Source organism: Metabacillus sp. GQ13, assembly GCF_059758525.1.
The window spans coordinates 14,680-31,659 of sequence record NZ_JCAXET010000008.1; the positions used below are offsets into that span (position 1 = coordinate 14,680).

General features: G+C 34.5%; 15 protein-coding genes. 13 read left to right on the plus strand and 2 right to left on the minus strand.

The window, feature by feature from the left end; all coding sequences use genetic code 11:
- Positions 1 to 297: 297 nt before the first annotated feature.
- From AC6CHR_RS11245 to AC6CHR_RS11275, 7 genes are all read left to right on the plus strand, one after another.
- Complete coding sequence (locus AC6CHR_RS11245; protein ID WP_498248842.1) at positions 298 to 1,275, plus strand: VanW family protein; 978 nt, start codon at positions 298 to 300, stop codon at positions 1,273 to 1,275.
- A gap of 192 nt (positions 1,276 to 1,467) precedes the next feature.
- Positions 1,468 to 2,193 carry a YqcI/YcgG family protein gene (locus tag AC6CHR_RS11250; RefSeq protein ID WP_498248843.1) on the plus strand — a complete coding sequence of 242 codons (726 nt, stop codon included), beginning with the start codon at positions 1,468 to 1,470 and terminating at the stop codon, positions 2,191 to 2,193.
- Between the two features lie 87 nt (positions 2,194 to 2,280).
- Positions 2,281 to 3,102, plus strand: coding sequence for a Cof-type HAD-IIB family hydrolase (locus AC6CHR_RS11255; protein ID WP_498248844.1), 822 nt, complete (start codon positions 2,281 to 2,283; stop codon positions 3,100 to 3,102).
- Positions 3,103 to 3,339: 237 nt separating this feature from the next.
- The gene (locus AC6CHR_RS11260) at positions 3,340 to 4,398 is read left to right on the plus strand and encodes a LacI family DNA-binding transcriptional regulator (RefSeq protein ID WP_498248845.1); all 1,059 of its coding nucleotides are present in this window, start codon (positions 3,340 to 3,342) and stop codon (positions 4,396 to 4,398) included.
- Between the two features lie 897 nt (positions 4,399 to 5,295).
- Positions 5,296 to 6,354 carry an ABC transporter ATP-binding protein gene (locus AC6CHR_RS11265; RefSeq protein WP_498248846.1) on the plus strand — a complete coding sequence of 353 codons (1,059 nt, stop codon included), beginning with the start codon at positions 5,296 to 5,298 and terminating at the stop codon, positions 6,352 to 6,354.
- Entirely contained in the window at positions 6,323 to 7,120 is a 798-nt protein-coding gene (locus AC6CHR_RS11270; protein ID WP_498248847.1) for an ABC transporter permease, read from the plus strand. Before AC6CHR_RS11265 ends, AC6CHR_RS11270 begins: the two co-directional genes overlap by 32 nt.
- Positions 7,121 to 7,135: 15 nt before the next feature.
- Positions 7,136 to 7,933, plus strand: coding sequence for an ABC transporter permease (locus AC6CHR_RS11275; RefSeq protein WP_498248848.1), 798 nt, complete (start codon positions 7,136 to 7,138; stop codon positions 7,931 to 7,933).
- 49 nt (positions 7,934 to 7,982) lie between these two features.
- Here AC6CHR_RS11275 and AC6CHR_RS11280 read toward each other — a convergent pair whose 3' ends face one another.
- Both AC6CHR_RS11280 and AC6CHR_RS11285 read right to left on the minus strand, forming a co-directional pair.
- Complete coding sequence (locus AC6CHR_RS11280) at positions 7,983 to 8,567, minus strand: hypothetical protein (RefSeq protein WP_498248849.1); 585 nt, start codon at positions 8,565 to 8,567, stop codon at positions 7,983 to 7,985.
- A gap of 200 nt (positions 8,568 to 8,767) precedes the next feature.
- A complete protein-coding gene (locus AC6CHR_RS11285; RefSeq protein ID WP_498248851.1) occupies positions 8,768 to 9,262 on the minus strand; it encodes a CBO0543 family protein in 495 nt (164 codons plus the stop codon).
- Positions 9,263 to 9,484: 222 nt separating this feature from the next.
- Between AC6CHR_RS11285 and AC6CHR_RS11290 the strand changes: the two genes are divergently transcribed.
- The 6 genes from AC6CHR_RS11290 (at position 9,485) to AC6CHR_RS11315 (ending at position 16,952) form a co-directional block, all read left to right on the plus strand.
- Positions 9,485 to 10,273 (plus strand): HAD family hydrolase, encoded by a 789-nt coding sequence (locus AC6CHR_RS11290; protein WP_498248852.1) that lies wholly within the window; start codon positions 9,485 to 9,487, stop codon positions 10,271 to 10,273.
- A gap of 262 nt (positions 10,274 to 10,535) precedes the next feature.
- The gene (locus AC6CHR_RS11295) at positions 10,536 to 10,937 is read left to right on the plus strand and encodes a rhodanese-like domain-containing protein (RefSeq protein ID WP_498248854.1); all 402 of its coding nucleotides are present in this window, start codon (positions 10,536 to 10,538) and stop codon (positions 10,935 to 10,937) included.
- A gap of 228 nt (positions 10,938 to 11,165) precedes the next feature.
- Positions 11,166 to 13,394 carry an AAA domain-containing protein gene (locus AC6CHR_RS11300; RefSeq protein ID WP_498248855.1) on the plus strand — a complete coding sequence of 743 codons (2,229 nt, stop codon included), beginning with the start codon at positions 11,166 to 11,168 and terminating at the stop codon, positions 13,392 to 13,394.
- A 287-nt stretch (positions 13,395 to 13,681) separates the two neighbouring features.
- On the plus strand, positions 13,682 to 13,975 hold the full coding sequence (locus AC6CHR_RS11305) for an ArsR/SmtB family transcription factor (RefSeq protein WP_498249133.1): 294 nt from the start codon (positions 13,682 to 13,684) through the stop codon (positions 13,973 to 13,975).
- Positions 13,976 to 13,995: 20 nt separating this feature from the next.
- On the plus strand, positions 13,996 to 16,056 hold the full coding sequence (locus tag AC6CHR_RS11310; RefSeq protein ID WP_498248856.1) for a heavy metal translocating P-type ATPase: 2,061 nt from the start codon (positions 13,996 to 13,998) through the stop codon (positions 16,054 to 16,056).
- A gap of 182 nt (positions 16,057 to 16,238) precedes the next feature.
- A complete protein-coding gene (locus AC6CHR_RS11315; protein ID WP_498248858.1) occupies positions 16,239 to 16,952 on the plus strand; it encodes a cytochrome c biogenesis CcdA family protein in 714 nt (237 codons plus the stop codon).
- The last annotated feature ends 28 nt before the right edge of the window (positions 16,953 to 16,980 follow it).

Below are 16,980 nucleotides of genomic sequence, written 5' to 3' on the forward strand. Positions count from 1 at the left end.
ATACTTCAGAAAGCTTTTTTACCGATGAAATTGTAGTAAGATAGTATAAATAAATATACCTAAAATTTTCATTAATTTGCAGGAATATTTAACGATTTGTAGGATAATTTCACGAGATATAAAATATATATAATGAGTCGGTAAATTACTTTCATTTTTATAAAACTTCGGTTTATCCAACTTAAGGGGTGTTATCAACGAAAAACGTTTTGGGGAATCAATTAGTCGTAATAGGGGCATACAATTTTCATAACGGTTGTTTTATCAGGGGAAGCAACAAAGATTTGAAAAGAGCCATTGATAAAGAATATCATAGTGGGAAATGTGGGAGAGAGAATGTATAAAAAATATTTAATAACAATTGGATTAGTCATGTTGGTTACAGGCTGTAGTTCAAGTTTAACAAATGGTAATCAAGAGGAGGAACTATTATCCGTAGGAAATTTGTCAACTAATACTTTCCAGGTGGCTGAGAAGGTAGCAGAATTCACGGTTGATTTGATTCATCCTACAACAAAAGAAATACTGTATTCCTTTAATCCAACTTTAAGTCCTAGTCCAGAAGAGTTTGAAAAAGAGATAAAAAAACTAGCTGTTGACTTAGGTAATCAATTTGACCGACCGATGGTACCGGTGAAGTTAAGTAATGGGGAACTGACAAATGGGATTAGTCGTGTAGTAGTAGATGAGAAAAAACTCGTTGACAGTCTTCAAAATATTCGTGCTCTAGATAATAAAATCCCCTTGCCATTAGAAGAAAATTCGCCTAATGTGACAACGGCCTCGGTTAAAGGGATTGATGAAGTTGTTATTGGGAGTTACAAGACAACATTTAATGCTGGTGTTACAGGACGAACTGAAAACATTTCGATTTCAGCAAACACAATTAATCAAATTGTATTAGGTCCTGGAGATCGATTTTATTTTAATTTAGTTGTTGGAGAACGTACACCTGCACGGGGATATCAAAAGGCGTTGGAAATCGTTGATAAAGAATTTGTTGAAGGAATTGGTGGCGGGATCTGTCAGACTTCTTCTACATTGTATAATGCAGTGGCTCAGGCAGGTTTGGAAATTCTTGAAGTAAACTCTCATTCAAAAGCAGTAGGATATGTTCCTGTTGGAAAAGATGCTACGGTTTCATGGGGTGGGCCAGACTTTAAATTTATGAATAACAAAGACTATCCAGTTATGATTAAAACAATCGTAAACAAAAGTTCTGGTTCAATCGAAGTACAAGTTACGACATCTAAACAAGCAGCTTCCAAAATATAAATACGGGTTGGCATATGCCTTTTTGAGGGTATTATGCTAACCTGTTTTTTATTTCCATGGAATACCACCGCTGATGCCCTAACTTACTTTTGGAATCCTATCATTTATTGATTATATGAACAAGAATGCTTTATCCCATCAATAATCGGGTATATGGTTTTTATAAATCTTTTTTATTGGAGGGACAAGAAAATGAATACAACTACAAGCTATTTATTAGAAAAGGAAGATATGGATAATCCTTCAATTGTACCTAACTGGGTGATGAATGAATACAAGACATTTCAACAAACGGTTACTGAAAAAACATTTCCATGCTACTTTGGAATGAGTGCAGAAAAGAAGGGTGAATTAAGATACTCCTACATAAATCATGACGATTGGACAAGCTTACCAGAAACGATTGAAGCTTTCATTAAACTTTTTGATGCCCCAAAATTAACAAGGCATGGTTTGTTTTTGTTTGTTGAACCAGAAAAGGAAGAAAAGTCTATTGAATACTACCGAGAGTATTTTTGGAATATTTTAAAATACATACACGAAGCAGATAATAAACCATGGCCGAAAGATATCCCGGTTGATCCTGACAATCATTTATGGGCATTTTCATTTGCTGGGGAACCATTTTTTGTCTTTGGCAATGCACCAGCGTACAAGCAGAGAAAGACGAGAGATTTAGGTAATAGTCTGGTTCTTGGTTTTCAACCAAGGAGAATATTTGAAGGGCTAGAGGGAACTTCAAAAGGTGGGATCATGTCAAGAGAAAAGGTAAGAGAGCGTGTAGAAAAATGGGATGGACTACCTAAGCATCCTAATATTAGCCATTACGGTGACCCAGAACATAGAGAGTGGAAACAATATTTTATTGGAGACGATGCCGAACCAATTGAAGGGAAATGTCCTTTTCATCATAAATAATCTTAGGGAATTACGAAAAAATAGTCCATTTCCTTTCTATATATAGTAGGATTATAGATATTGCTCTAATAGAAAGGAAATATAAACATGTCTTATAAAATGATAGTGTTAGATTTAGACGATACATTACTACGAGACGATCATTCAATCTCTGATCGTACGAAAAAGGCGCTGATGGATGCACAGGAATTGGGAGTGAAGGTGGTACTTGCATCTGGTCGTCCAACTTTCGGTATGAAGCATATAGCAGAAGAGCTTTCTTTAGCTAAATATGGAAGCTATCTATTATCCTTTAATGGGGGTATTATCATTGACTGTAACTCGAATGAAGAAGTATTTAGTAGCACACTTTCACCTAAATCCGTTCATCATCTTTATGAGTTGAGTCGTCGCGAAGACGTTTATATTCATACCTATGTTGGTGAGGAAATCATAACAGAAGACCCGAATCCATTTACAACGATTGAGTCTGAACTAACTGGGTTGCCGATTCGAGTCGTTAACAGGTTTACTGATGTTATATCAGAGCCAGTGGTTAAAGCACTAATGGTAGAAGAACCCGAAAAACTTAAAAAGGTCGAGGAAAAACTACAAAAGGAATTAGCTGATTCATTTAGTGTAATGCGTTCAAAGCCTTTCTTTTTGGAATTTACAGAAAAAGGTGTCACAAAAGGGACAAGCTTAAATCAGTTAATTCAGATTTGTGGGATCAATCAGGATGAGGTAATTGCCATTGGTGATAGCTATAACGATCAATCGATGATCGAGTTCGCTGGTCTCGGAGTAGCGATGGGAAATGCACCAGATGACATTAAAGAAATAGCTGATTTTGTCACAGAAACAAATATGAATGATGGTGTTGCGTTAGTAGTTGAAAACTTTGTGTTAAAGCATTCGATGACAGTCTAATATAAAAAGGTCGATCTTATTAGTTTGTATAAGATCGACCTTTTTTGTATGTAAAGATGTAAATTATCTTTTAACCCCATTTGTTGGTTAAATTATTTTGGATACTATCTACTATAGAATAAATGGTATAGTTGTTAAGAGTAAAATATAGGTTTCTTTCTCGAAAAATGATGTATGTCTTATAATAGATAATAGATAAACGTATGCTCGTAACGATTGCTATAAAGAGGTGTGAATATGGGGAAGAAAGTGACAATTCAGCAGATTGCTGATTATCTAGGAGTATCAAAATTTGTTGTTTCAAGAGCTTTATCTGGAAAAAGTGGAGTAAAAGAGGAAACAAAAATGAAGGTTTTAGAAGCAGCAAAATTATTGGGTTACTCGTTTCAGGGTACAAGTATACTAATCAATGAGTACAAAGATGATCCTTACATACAAAATAAGAGTGGTCAACAATATGTTTTAGTTGTTCTACCAAGAACTCAATTTCAAGATTCGATTTATTGGGGGAAAATTATTGATGGTATTTCAACAAAATTAACTGAAATGTCTTTAAGCATGGTAATTATTACTGAGACTGATAGTTTTACATCAGTTATTAATCGACATGGTCTTATGGGTGTGATTTGTGTAGGTAATATATCGACAACTATGTTATTAGAATTTAAGGAATGGGTTATACCAGTTGTGTTAATTGATGCTGAAGAACCATTGTTTACTACTGACACAATCTTTGCAAATAATTATGATAGCAGTTTTTTATTAACGAATTATTTAATCGGACTTGGTCATATAAACGTTACCTTCCTAGGAAATATTCGTTATTCGCGTAGCTTCTATGATCGTTGGTTAGGCTATCGAAGTGCATTAGAACTTAATAACATCACCAAACATTCGATTGTACCTGTTAACCAGACAGAAATTGAGTATGAAGATATGCTCTTGAATATAAAAGTGTGGATTGAAAAGGAGTTTAAGATGGGGAATGATCTCCCAACTGCCTTTGTTTGTGCAAATGATTCGATTGCAATTTACGTAATCAACCAGTTAAAAAACCATGGCATAAATGTACCGGAAGATGTCTCTGTAACAGGCTTTGATAATATAGAAAACTCTTATCTAACATCACCAACGCTTACAACTGTTCATGTACCTAAAGAACAGATGGGAAAGCGTGCAGCAAAATCTATCTTGAATCAAATGAATTCTGAAAAATTTCATGAGAAGGTACAACTTACTTGCGAAATGATCATCAGAGAATCAACTACAAAACCTAGAAAGCTCTATTCTAAATAATATAGCACCTTAACCTACATACTGATCTCCTTGCACATAATCTTATCCGTGAACCTTTTGTTGGAACAAATGAAAGAGACTTCAATGGTTGGATAAAAAAGAGCCATATAAATAGAAAAAGAGTAAAAAAAAATCTTCTGTATTCTCATAGAAATAATAACTATAAATGAAAATTTTGAAGAACTAAATGTTGTATTTGAGTTTGCTAAAAGTGATTATGATATAAATATTAATAAATGGCTTCATTACAGTTTTTGGGGAAATCTTATTCTTTCTTTACAAGGTCTCTTTAAGGGTGATAGAGCTTGAAAAGTACTTTGCAAGATATACAAACTAGTAATGATGATTAGAGTCTCTTAGCTAGAATGAAACATAACAACTTTTTCGAGGTATATTAATAGACATGCCAAAAGCGTCTGTTCACCCTTTTAGTACTTGATCCTGTAGCGGATATGCATGCTCGCCATTTTTCTTCGCCCTATTGAAGACCCAATTATTGGAACAGGAGTAATGGGAGCTTATACATATGACATTGAAATTACAAGTATTGCCGTTTATGTTGGGGGACAATGAGGTTGTAGTCTAAGGGTATTTTCAAGATGTAGAATGAAAACAAGCTTACTGCTGACGCTCCTTATTTATGAGGAGCGTTTATTTAATTTTAACATTATTTGAAAGTAGTTATCTGGTATAAATATCTTCTACCCATGAAAATCATAAGCTAAGTTAATAAATCAAATGGATTAATAGGCATATAGGAAATCATATAAACCATATTTAGATAATTAAAGGAATAATTGGAAGTGGTGCCGAATTTAAAGAAATTCAATTAATAATCGCATTGATTGGAATACATGAAAACAATGTCGATAGGTATGAGAAAAAAGGGGGAGTAGCATGTCGATAATTAAAGTAGAATCCTTAACAAAAGACTTTAAACAAGCAGTTAAAGATCCGGGTTTAGCAGGAGCAGTAAAACATTTATTCACGCAGAAATACGTACAAAAAAAGGCTGTGGATGATATTAGCTTTTCTATCCAGGAAGGAGAAGCAGTTGCATATGTTGGCCCAAATGGCGCTGGGAAATCAACAACGATTAAAATGCTTACAGGTATTCTAGTTCCTACTACAGGCAGTTTAACAATAGATGGTTTAATTCCACATAAGAACCGGATTGAAAATGCTAAGAAAATTGGCGTCGTCTTTGGACAGAGAACTCAGTTGTGGTGGGATCTTCCTGTAATAGAATCACTTGTATTATTAAAGGATATTTATGAGATACCAAATCAAGTATACAAGGAAAACTTAGAACGCTTTGTTGAGTTATTAGGGTTAGGGGAATTTCTCCATCTTCCAGCTCGAAAAATATCACTTGGGCAACGTATGCGTGCTGACCTTGCAGCAGCTTTATTGCATAACCCTAAAATTATTTACCTTGATGAACCAACAATTGGTTTGGATATCGCTGTGAAAGAAAAAATTCGTAAATTTATTAAAGAAATGAATCGTGAAAAAGGAACAACGATCATGCTAACAACACATGATCTTGATGATATTGAAGATATTTGTCGAAGACTCGTTATCATTGATAAAGGTAAGGTTATCTTTGATGGTGAATTGCAAGCTGTAAAAGATGCTTTCGCTAGAGAACGGACCATTCACTTCCAGATGAAGAACGAAATAAAATCCCTTCCAAATATAATTAGTGAATTACCAGGTGTTTTTCTTGAGAAGCAAAAAGGAACGCAATTTTCGGTTCGCTTTGATCGCTTTCATTGTTCTGCAGGAGAGATCGCAGGGCATGTGATGAAACATGGTGAAGTTGTTGATTTCCGAATCGATGAACCAAGTATTGAACATGTTATTAGAAGGGTTTATGACGGGGATCTTGACTTAAGAGGTAAAAAAAGGGAGGGAGAGAAAGGTGATAAAAAAGAAATACTTATCGGTCGCTAAAGTTACCATGCAAAATACATTAGCTTACCGCTTTAATTATGTAATTACTCTTGTTGCTAGTTTTATCTTTATTTTATCAATGTTTTATCTATGGAAATCTATATATGCGGGAAGAACCGAATTGGCAGGTTTTACATGGGATCAAATGAAAACGTATTTGTTTATTACCTTTCTCTCTAATACGTTAGTGTCTTGGTATTCTGAAACGCGAATCTCGCGCAAAATATTAGACGGTTCTGTTGCAATGGATCTAGTTAAACCAATAGACTTTCAAAAGGCACGGTTATCGGAGACGATTGGCTCTAGTTTAGTGGAGGGATGGATTGCTGCTATTATTATTACGATATTTGTCGTGCTTTTTGGTGGAATTTTAATACCAGATGACGCTTTAACAATTATCCTGTTTTTGTTTAGTTTAATCATTTCTTTGGGTATTAAGTTTGGCATTGTTTATGCTTTTTCGCTATTGTGCTTCTGGACAACAAGTTCGATGGGTATTGCATGGTCACGTGCAGCCATAACAAATTTGTTTTCAGGGGCATTAATACCATTGACCTTTTTTCCTGATTGGCTTCAATCCATATCTTATGCTTTACCTTTTCAAGGAATTGTCTTTATCCCTGCATCAATTTTTTTAGGTAAAATACAAGGGGCGGAGATCATTCAGTTGATAGTCCTCCAATTGTTCTGGGTCATTGTTTTATGGATAATTGGAAAATTGATCTGGAATTGGGCAGTACGCCAAGTGACAATTCATGGAGGTTAAGGGGGAAGATTATCGATGAGAATCAAGAGATCTTTGTTTATTTATTTTCGATTGATCAAACAGCATTGGAAAGTCATATTAGAATATCAAGCTGATTTTGTTATTACGATGTTCGCAGCAATGCTAACTCAAATATTGGGATTTGTTTTCTTGTGGGTGCTGTATGATCAAATTCCAGATATTAATGGCTGGTTATTTTGGGAAGTAGCATTCATCTATGCGATGATCTATTTTACAGAAGGGTTTGCCTCTTTATTTTTTGAAGGGGTATGGTCTATAAGTGGTCTAGTAAATAGAGGAGAGTTAGATCGATTTCTAATTAGGCCGGTTTCACCGATTCTGCAAATTTTAGGCTCTGCAGTTGGAATGAATGGAGTTGGTAATCTTTTTATTGGTGGTATCATCATCGTTCAGGCTTTACAGCATATTGAAATGAATTGGACGTTTGGCAAGCTATCTTTTGCATTATTAATGCTCGTCTCTGTTGTAGTAATTCGAGTTTCAATCTATTTTGCCGCGTGTTCATCTGTATTCTGGACACAAAGCCCTGGTAACGCATTTGCAAACATGGTACATACCATAAGTGAATTTGCTAAATTTCCTATATCAATTTATTCATTAGGAGTACAAGCTTTAATTACAGTAATTGTGCCGTATGCTTTTATTAGTTTTTTCCCTGCTACATTCCTGTTTGAGAAGCAGGAATGGTCAACAGTTGGTTTACTCGTACCTTTTGTAGCGGTGTATTGTATGCTTATGTCTATATATATATTTAATAAAGGCCTTCATAGATATGAGAGTGCAGGCAATTAAATTGATAACGCGTTAAGTCAAGTCGAATTCTCAGAGTAGAGGTAGTGATCTAACTGCCTCTACTCTGAGAATTCCCAATCTTGTCGCTTATTTTAAGAAATAACTTCGTAAACCAATACGATATATAGGCAACGGCAATATCTATAAGAACTAAATAGAATAGATTCATGCCTTTGTGCATTTTAAATAATTCAACTTTTAGTGAGAATGAGCCAAAACCTAGTCCCAATAGTAGTGATATTATCATAATATATAAATAGAAATTTTTCCCCTTTTCGGTGCAGTATTGATAAATAAACATGAAGATTACTGGAATAATGACGGCTGTCATCGTTATGCCTGCCGGAAGTAAAAATGAAAGACTATGTGTATGTACTAGATAATTATTAGTGCTTAAAATAGTATCTATATTTGACCATAGTATATGTGCCGTGTATCCAAAGAAAGAGATCTCGAATATTCTCTTTTTATCTATTTTGAAATATAGAATGATTAACGGTATTAAAAGCGCTGCGAGATTGAACCAAAAATACCATGTATCATAGCCAGTATAATTGCGCCAATATTCACCAATTAGGTTATTTAAGTGTTCTCGTTGTTCGTATATTTTTTCATATAATTGCTGTTCTTTCATGTATATATGGCCCACCTTTATCTTGTCGGGTTAAAATCAATATCTAAACATAGCATTTGTCAAGTTAACGAATTTATTCATTTAAAACTAGTATAAGGTAGTTTAAATGAGTGTATTAGGTAGAAATGGTATACTGCAAATGGCTAAAGAATCGAATTTTGTTCATAGTCTAAGTGAAGAAGTAGTACTAATTCGAAACGCTATATATAGTCAAATATCAGCAACAAAATGAAAACGATGCATACTGAAAAGCAAATCGCCAAAATTTTATGTAAATAATGAAGTCTTATCATTGGAAACATTATGACCAAAAATAAAGAAGACCAACCTAAATTCCATCCATTGTGATAGTGTAATAACTGCAACTTCGAGCCAAACCATTCTGCAATCAAGAAAGTAATAATCCACTTTAACATATAGATAAGTTTTTTAGACCGACCTTCTGGATAATTAGATAAATAAACAAACGCAACTAAAGGATTTATAATAAGAGAATGGATATAATGAACATTCATATGACTAAGAAAGTTTTTTTCTTGAAGTTCCCATAAATGAAATTGAGTATGTGAGATAAACTCATAAAGGATCGTTGATAAAGAAATATATAGCATAGTTGGATAATATTGTTCCCAATCTTTCCAGTTCCCTTTTTTTATTGAAAGAAATAGAATGAAGACTAATAAGAGTATATGCATATAATCGCGCTCCTAACTACAAACTAGTTAATATTGTTAACTTGATCTTACAAATAATACCATATTAAAATAAAAATGTATTTTATGAACTTTCACCCGAAAATTATGATTCTACCCATGTTTTCTCCAATTTCTATTTACATCTTACTCATTTCTCTGTAATCTATTGTTTGAATAGTGAGAGTTTTGCAAAATAGTTATAGATAATTGGGGGAAATAAAAATGATTAAAGCGATCTTCTTTGATTTAGATGATACGTTATTGTGGGATCAAAAAAGTGTAAAAGAAGCATTTGTTTCTACATGTAAAATAGCGGAAGAAAAATATGGTATCGAAACTGAAAAGTTAGAAGAAGCCGTTCGCCATGAGGCGCGAGAACTTTATTCTTCTTATGAAACCTATGAATTTACACAAATGATCGGGATTAACCCTTTTGAGGGACTTTGGGGAAACTTCTTAGATGATGAAGAGAATTTTAAAAAGATGTCAGAAATCGTTCCCAGTTATCGAAAAGAGGCATGGTCTAGAGGATTGAAAGCGTGTGGGATTGATAATCCAGAGTTTGGTGCAATGTTAGCCGAAGAGTTTCCTGCTCAAAGACGTAAGAAGCCATTTGTTTATAAAGAAGCATTTAACGTATTAGATACATTGAAAGATACATATCGTTTACTTTTATTAACAAATGGTTCACCAGATCTCCAACATACAAAATTAGCTATTACTCCTGAGCTTGTTCCGTATTTTGAAAAAATTATTATTTCTGGTGCATTTGGTAAAGGCAAGCCAGATGCAACGATTTTTGAACATGCGCTTGAAACGATGAACTTATCGAAGGATGAAGCGATTATGGTCGGGGATAATTTAATGACTGATATTTTAGGTGCATCAAGAGTTGGAATGAAATCTGTATGGATAAATAGACATGATAAAGAGAGAAATGAAGTCATACCTAATTTTGAAATTAATCATTTAGAAGAACTTTATCCACTTTTAGATAATTTAAATAAATAAATAGGTTCATCAAGGTGGCTTACTCAATAAAGAGTGAGCCACCTAGTTATGAAAAAGCATTTCCACTTTATATCGGGACGAATAAATATATTCGACGTCCGAATCCATTTACTTGATTAAAGGTCTCTAAACAATATATAGTAGAAATTAAGGTTTATTTTAGTTTAATTAACAAATGAATATATGTTTAGTTCGTGCATAATCGTATGCTGTTATCTCAAGGAAAAAGTAACATAAATCATTTACAATATAGCGTAAGCGAATGATCTTAGGATATAGGGAGGGGATTCTGATTATTTATCTGATTATTGGCATTATTTTTGCGGTTGTATTATCCTATTTTTATTATCAAAGAAATCTTGCGATAAAGAATGTACCTTGTATCGACGTCAAGCATTCAAAGTTAGACGAAAATCGAGTAGTAGTCGATTTTAGAGATTATAATAATTTAGCAGATGAGCTAGTATTTAATGCAATTGTTATTCCAATCCCATATTTAAAAAGATATTATCAAGAAATACCAAGTAAGCAGGTACATGTCATTGCGTCTAATAAACTAGAAAAAAACATCGGTGTCAGATTTTTACAAAAACATGGCTTCCATGTAACAGGTTATAGTTTAGCTGAATGTACATGTCAACATCATACTGATGTGGTAATCTAGAAACGATTCATCTATAGATGGAGACTATAGAAATTAATAGTGAAAAGCAGATAATAATTAGGAGTGTGCTCCTTCTTTATTATCTGTTTTTTTTTTTTTTTCTAAGAACTCATTAATCACCCCTATTTTTAAAGTTTCTTGTTGTATGTAATAATATAGATGTTCAATCCATTAGATAAGTATGTTTGCGGACCGTTAAAAGATAAACGATAAAGAGGAATCAATAGAATGAAATCAACTGACTTTTATATAAAGATTTGGCAAAAGACACTAAGGGCTGAAATTCTCCATTTAAAGAAACACGGTAGTACAAAGTATCCTATTAAAAACGGTCAATTAATAAACAATGATGTTTCTTATTCCTATTACTTTGAAACTTCTGGTCATATTAGAATCCCGATTGGATCTACAATTAGAATTGAACCACGTTCAATAAGTGGAAGGATTTTATCATCAGAAGGTAAAAGTGTGATTGTTTTGCTTGAAGAATCACTAGGGAACGACCTGTCTGAGCTTTACCTGCTTCATGATCCTTGGGAGCTTTTAGATCAGTTACATGAGCGCTTAGAAGAAATGAAGGATAGTAAACGGAAGCGTGCACGGATAAAGCGGCTTATGAATCCTTCAACAGAAGCAAAACATCCGACGAACAACATCAAGTCAAATGTCCATGAGCTTGTTTTAAGAAGCAAATATAACCCTGTAACCTTTGTGTGGGGACCACCTGGTACAGGAAAAACATATACTTTGGGAAGAGTAGCTGCGAATAAGTACTTTAAAGAAAACAAGGTGCTTATTCTATCTCAAAGTAACCAAGCAGTAGATGTATTAATGACTGAGATCTCAAGGTTTGTTCATAAGAAGGATCGGTTTAAAGAAGGAGATTTACTCAGATATGGTTCACAATCAGCTGCCTCTGAATCATCACTTACCACAACTGCACTGATTCAAAAAAGACATCCAGACTTAGCAGATAAAAGGGTAAGTTTACAGGATGAAAGAAGATTACTCAAGCAGACACTAGGGCAATCATATAGTCAAAGGGATTCTGAGCACTTACTTGAAATTGAAGGAAAACTAACGAATGTATTAGAAAAAATCCGTCAAAAGGAAATTCAGTTTATGAAAGATGCGGATGTGATAGGGACAACACTTTCAAAGGCTGCAAGTGATCCGCATATTTATGAAAAAGAGTATGATGTGGTTATCATCGATGAAGCTAGCATGGCTTATGTTCCCCAAATTGCATTTGCCACTTCATTAGGAAAGCGAGTTATTATATGTGGGGACTTTAAACAGCTTCCACCAATTGCAGCGGCAAGACATCCTCTTGTTGATGAATGGTTAAGAGATGATATATTTCATAAAGCTGGAGTAGTCGATAAGTTGAAAGAGGATAAGAAACTGCATTCTCATTTGTTTCTTTTAAAAGAACAAAGACGGATGCACCCAGATATTTCTGCTTTTACGAATAAACATATCTATGAATCACTGGTTGGAGATCATGAAAGTGTAAAAACAGTAAGAAATGCAATTGTCGAGCGAGCCCCATTTGTTAACTGTGCTTCTGTTCTTTTAGATAGCAGTTTTACTGGAAATCACTGTCTTCGTGAAAAATCATCGAATTCTAGATTTAATTTGTGGCAGCTACTTCTATCCTTTCAGGTCATCCATGAATCTTACGTGGCTGGATCGAGGTCAATAGGATATGTGACCCCATATCGAGCGCAAGCTTTATTAATGGAAGCTTTATTAATGGACGTATATACGAAAGAAATTCAAGAATCAGATATTATTTCTGCAACAGTTCATCGTTTTCAGGGAAGTGAACGAGACGTTATGATATTTGATGGAGTGGACAGTTATCCAGAAAGACGCCCGGGAATGTTGTTAATTGGGAAAGATAGTGAAAGGCTATTAAATGTTGCGATAACACGAACAAGAGGAAAGTTTATTCATCTTGCGGATTATCAATTTATTCAATCCAAGGTCTTTCGCGAGAAGACGATTCGAAAACTTGTCGTCCATCAAGTAACCAACCAACAGGAAGTTCTTCCACATCAAATTGGTACATGGATTAATCATCAACATCCAAAACTAACTTGGCTACATGCAAAAAAGCTAGATATGATCACGGCAGATATTAAGCAAGCAAACAAAACAATCATACTAGGTTTGCCTGCGGGAAAACAATTACCAGATAGTTGGGTGGATATGTTAAAAAACAGGATGGACCATGTTTCCTTAACTGTCATGACAGCAGATAAGGTTGAGAATCTAAGAACAGATCAAGTGATACATGTTCCTATCAACTTTCCATTCATCGTTATCGACCACACCTATTTATGGTTGGGTCTCCCTGTGGAAGCTACAGTTAATGTAAAACCTCCATATGTAGCGGCACGGTTAACATCTAATGTTGTTATTGACTATTTCCTTTCCCAGTTTCAGCAATAAAGGAAGCGGATATGTGAAAAAACCGATAAAATGACTAAGCAAGGTCAACTATAAAGGTAGAATAGTTGACCTTGTTTATCTGATCATTCTTCGTAGGGAAGTATCTGTATAAACGTTTTCTTTTGGATCAAGTGGGTAATTTAGCACTATGTTAAACAATCAATTGACAGGAGCAAAAAAAAAATTTATTATTAAATTAGATTATATGAACACATACTCATATTAACTATATAATAGGATTAAGAGGTGTTACTGTGGCTGAAGGGTCAAATCCTGAAAAAGATGAAATGGAAAAACTTGATGAAGAAACGCTATTTATCGTATCACAAACGTTTAAGGCATTAAGTGATCCTACGAGAATAAGAATATTGCATTTATTGTCACAAAAAGAACATTCAGTTAATGATATTGCTGAGAAACTTTCATTGTTACAATCGACTGTGTCACATCAGTTAAGATTTTTAAAAAATCTCAGATTGGTAAAGTATCGTAGAGAAGGAACAACGTTATTTTATTCACCTGATGACGACCATGTAATGAATATTCTACAGCAAACGATACACCATGCCCAGCATCATTAAGCTTTTAGGAGTGAAGCAAAATGAATGAATACAAAGTAAAAGGGTTAACATGCGTGAATTGCACGCGGGAACTTCAAGAAGAAATCAATAGACTGCCAGCAGGGGAAACAGCTTCACTAAGTTATAATACTGGGAAGCTTCGGTTAGCCGAATCAGTTGATATCGATAAAGTGAATAAGGTTTTATCATCAGACGGTGCATATATTGAAATAGAAGATGAGCACCATGATCATGAACATCACTCAGGTACAAATTGGATCGCACTTTTATCAATTTCTGCAATTCTCTATATCTCAGCTTTCTTAACAGAGCAATGGCTAGATGGAGCCTTAGCTATAGGCTTATTCCTTGCTGCAACGGTTTTAAGTGGTTATCAAACATTTATTAAGGGCTTGAAGAACCTAATCAAGTTAAAGTTTAATATTGAAACGCTCATGACTATTGCTTTAATTGGTGCACTTAGTATCGGAGAGTGGAAGGAAGGTGCGCTTGTTGCCATTCTATTTGGATTAAATGAATATCTAGAAGGCTTAGGTATGGAAAAGGCAAGAAAATCGATGGAAAAGCTGCTTGAAGTTGCTCCAAAAGAAGCAACTGTCATCGAAAATGGCCATGAAAAAATTGTGAAGATCTCAACTCTTACAGTAAATCAAATTGTTTTGGTACGTGCAGGTGAGAAGATTCCTTCTGATGGGGTTGTTATAGAAGGTAAAAGCTCTGTAAATGAAGCAGCGATTACTGGGGAAGCAATGCCTGTAGAAAAAGCGATAGACGAACGTGTGTACGGAGGTAGTGTAAATAATGAAGGCGTACTAAAAGTGAAAATAACAAAGGCCTATGAAGACTCAGCTCTGGCAAAAATACTTCACCTTGTTGAAGAGGCACAGGAGACGAAAACACCAACCGAACTGTTTATTAACAAATTTGCAAAGTATTATACTCCATTGATTATGGTTGTTGCCGCTATTGTGATAATTGTACCCCCACTCTTTAATGGAAATTGGGGAGATTGGTTTTACCAAGGATTAGCAGTATTAATCGTTGGTTGTCCTTGTGCACTTGTTCTATCCTCACCAATTGCCATTGTCTCAGGTATTACAAAAAATGCTCGTAATGGGATATTAATTAAAGGTGGTGTTTTCTTAGAACAATTAGGGAAGATATCTACAATTGCGTTTGATAAAACAGGGACATTGACAAAAGGTGAGCCGCATGTAGAAAAACTGATAGCATACGATCCGCAATTTTTACAAATTTCAGCCTCAATAGAGAAATCTTCATCACATCCAATTGCAAAGGCTGTATTGCAAAGGGCTGAAGGTTTAACCTTATTGGAGCCAGATGAAATATCAGCCGTATCGGGTACTGGTATTAATGCTAAGATCGATGGTGTCACGTATTATTTAGGTAATGAAGCACATGTACAGCACTTAGAAATAGATGGAAATGTCCTCGACGATATTTCAGTAATGAAAACAGCTGGGATGACATTGGTTATTTTAGCGACGGAAGCAACCATTCTCGGAATAATGGGGATTGCTGACCAAATTCGTGAAGAAAGTGAAGCGGTCATTGCAAATCTTCATGAAGTAGGTATCAATAATACAATTATGTTAACTGGGGATCATGAAAAAACAGCTGCATTAGTGGCAAATAAAGTCGGCCTAACATCGTTTTATGCAGGTTTATTACCTGATCAGAAGGTACAAAAAATCATGGAACTTTCAAAATATGATAAAGTAGCGATGATCGGGGATGGAATTAATGATGCACCAGCACTTGCTACTGCAGACCTAGGTATTGCAATGGGAAAAGGAACAGATAGTGCGATTGAAACAGCTGATATTGTGTTAATGCAAGATCATCTAGGTAAATTACCAGCAGCTATACGTTCAGCTAAAAGGGTAAATTCAGTTATAAAATTGAATATTACATTAGCACTTGGATTGAAATTAATCGCCTTATTATTAACCATTCCTGGTTTATTAACATTATGGATCGCCATACTGTCAGATATGGGTGCAACGATCCTAGTTACGTTAATCAGTTTAACAGTGCTTTTTGAAAAACGAATCAAGTAATCCATCTTAAACGAGTACCTTCTTTTATAAAAACAGTGGATTTCATACATTACTTCTGAAATCCACTGTTTTTATTGTATTTTCACATAGAGTAAATGTAAGTCGAAAAAGTAATAAAATGTACAAGCTTTTTCGACTTACCAATCCTTAGATCATATATAATCAAAGAAGGGAGGGATTATGTGGAAAATGTTACGTTTATTATCGCCTTTTCAGCTGGAATTTTAGCTTTTCTTTCACCATGTTGTTTGCCGTTATATCCATCGTTTGTATCATACATAACCGGTATGTCTTTATCTGAGTTAAAAGGAGAGAAAACTACAACTCATAAACGGAAAATTCTAGTCCATTCAATCTTTTTTTCAATAGGTTTTTCGATAATTTACTACATATTAGGCTTTTCATTCAGTACGGTTGGCCATTTTTTTAACAATAATCAAGACTTAATTAGAATGTTAGGCGGTATCTTTATCGTTTTAATGGGATTATTTATGCTAGAAGTTTTCCAACCAAAATTTATGCTGAAGGATACGCGTGTACAGCAGAAAAGGAGAAATGTTGGGTATTTAAATTCCTTATTAATAGGCTTAGGATTTGCTGCTGGGTGGACCCCCTGTATCGGACCAATTTTTGGTGTTATTATGGCGTCTAGTGCTTTAAATCCGTCACAAGCTTTTATAAATATTACTGGCTACTCACTAGGTTTTTGCTTGCCGTTTATTATCTTGGCTTTCTTTATTGGAAAAACAAAATTTATTGTGAAACATTCTCAAAAGTTGATGAAAATTGGCGGAGTTGTCATGATCATTCTGGGTGTATTGCTTTATTTTAATAAAATGACATACTTCACCATCTGGTTCTCAGAGCTCCAGTATCGTCTATATAATTTATTTTAGCTTAAGTGTGTCTCAAGATTGAAAAAAC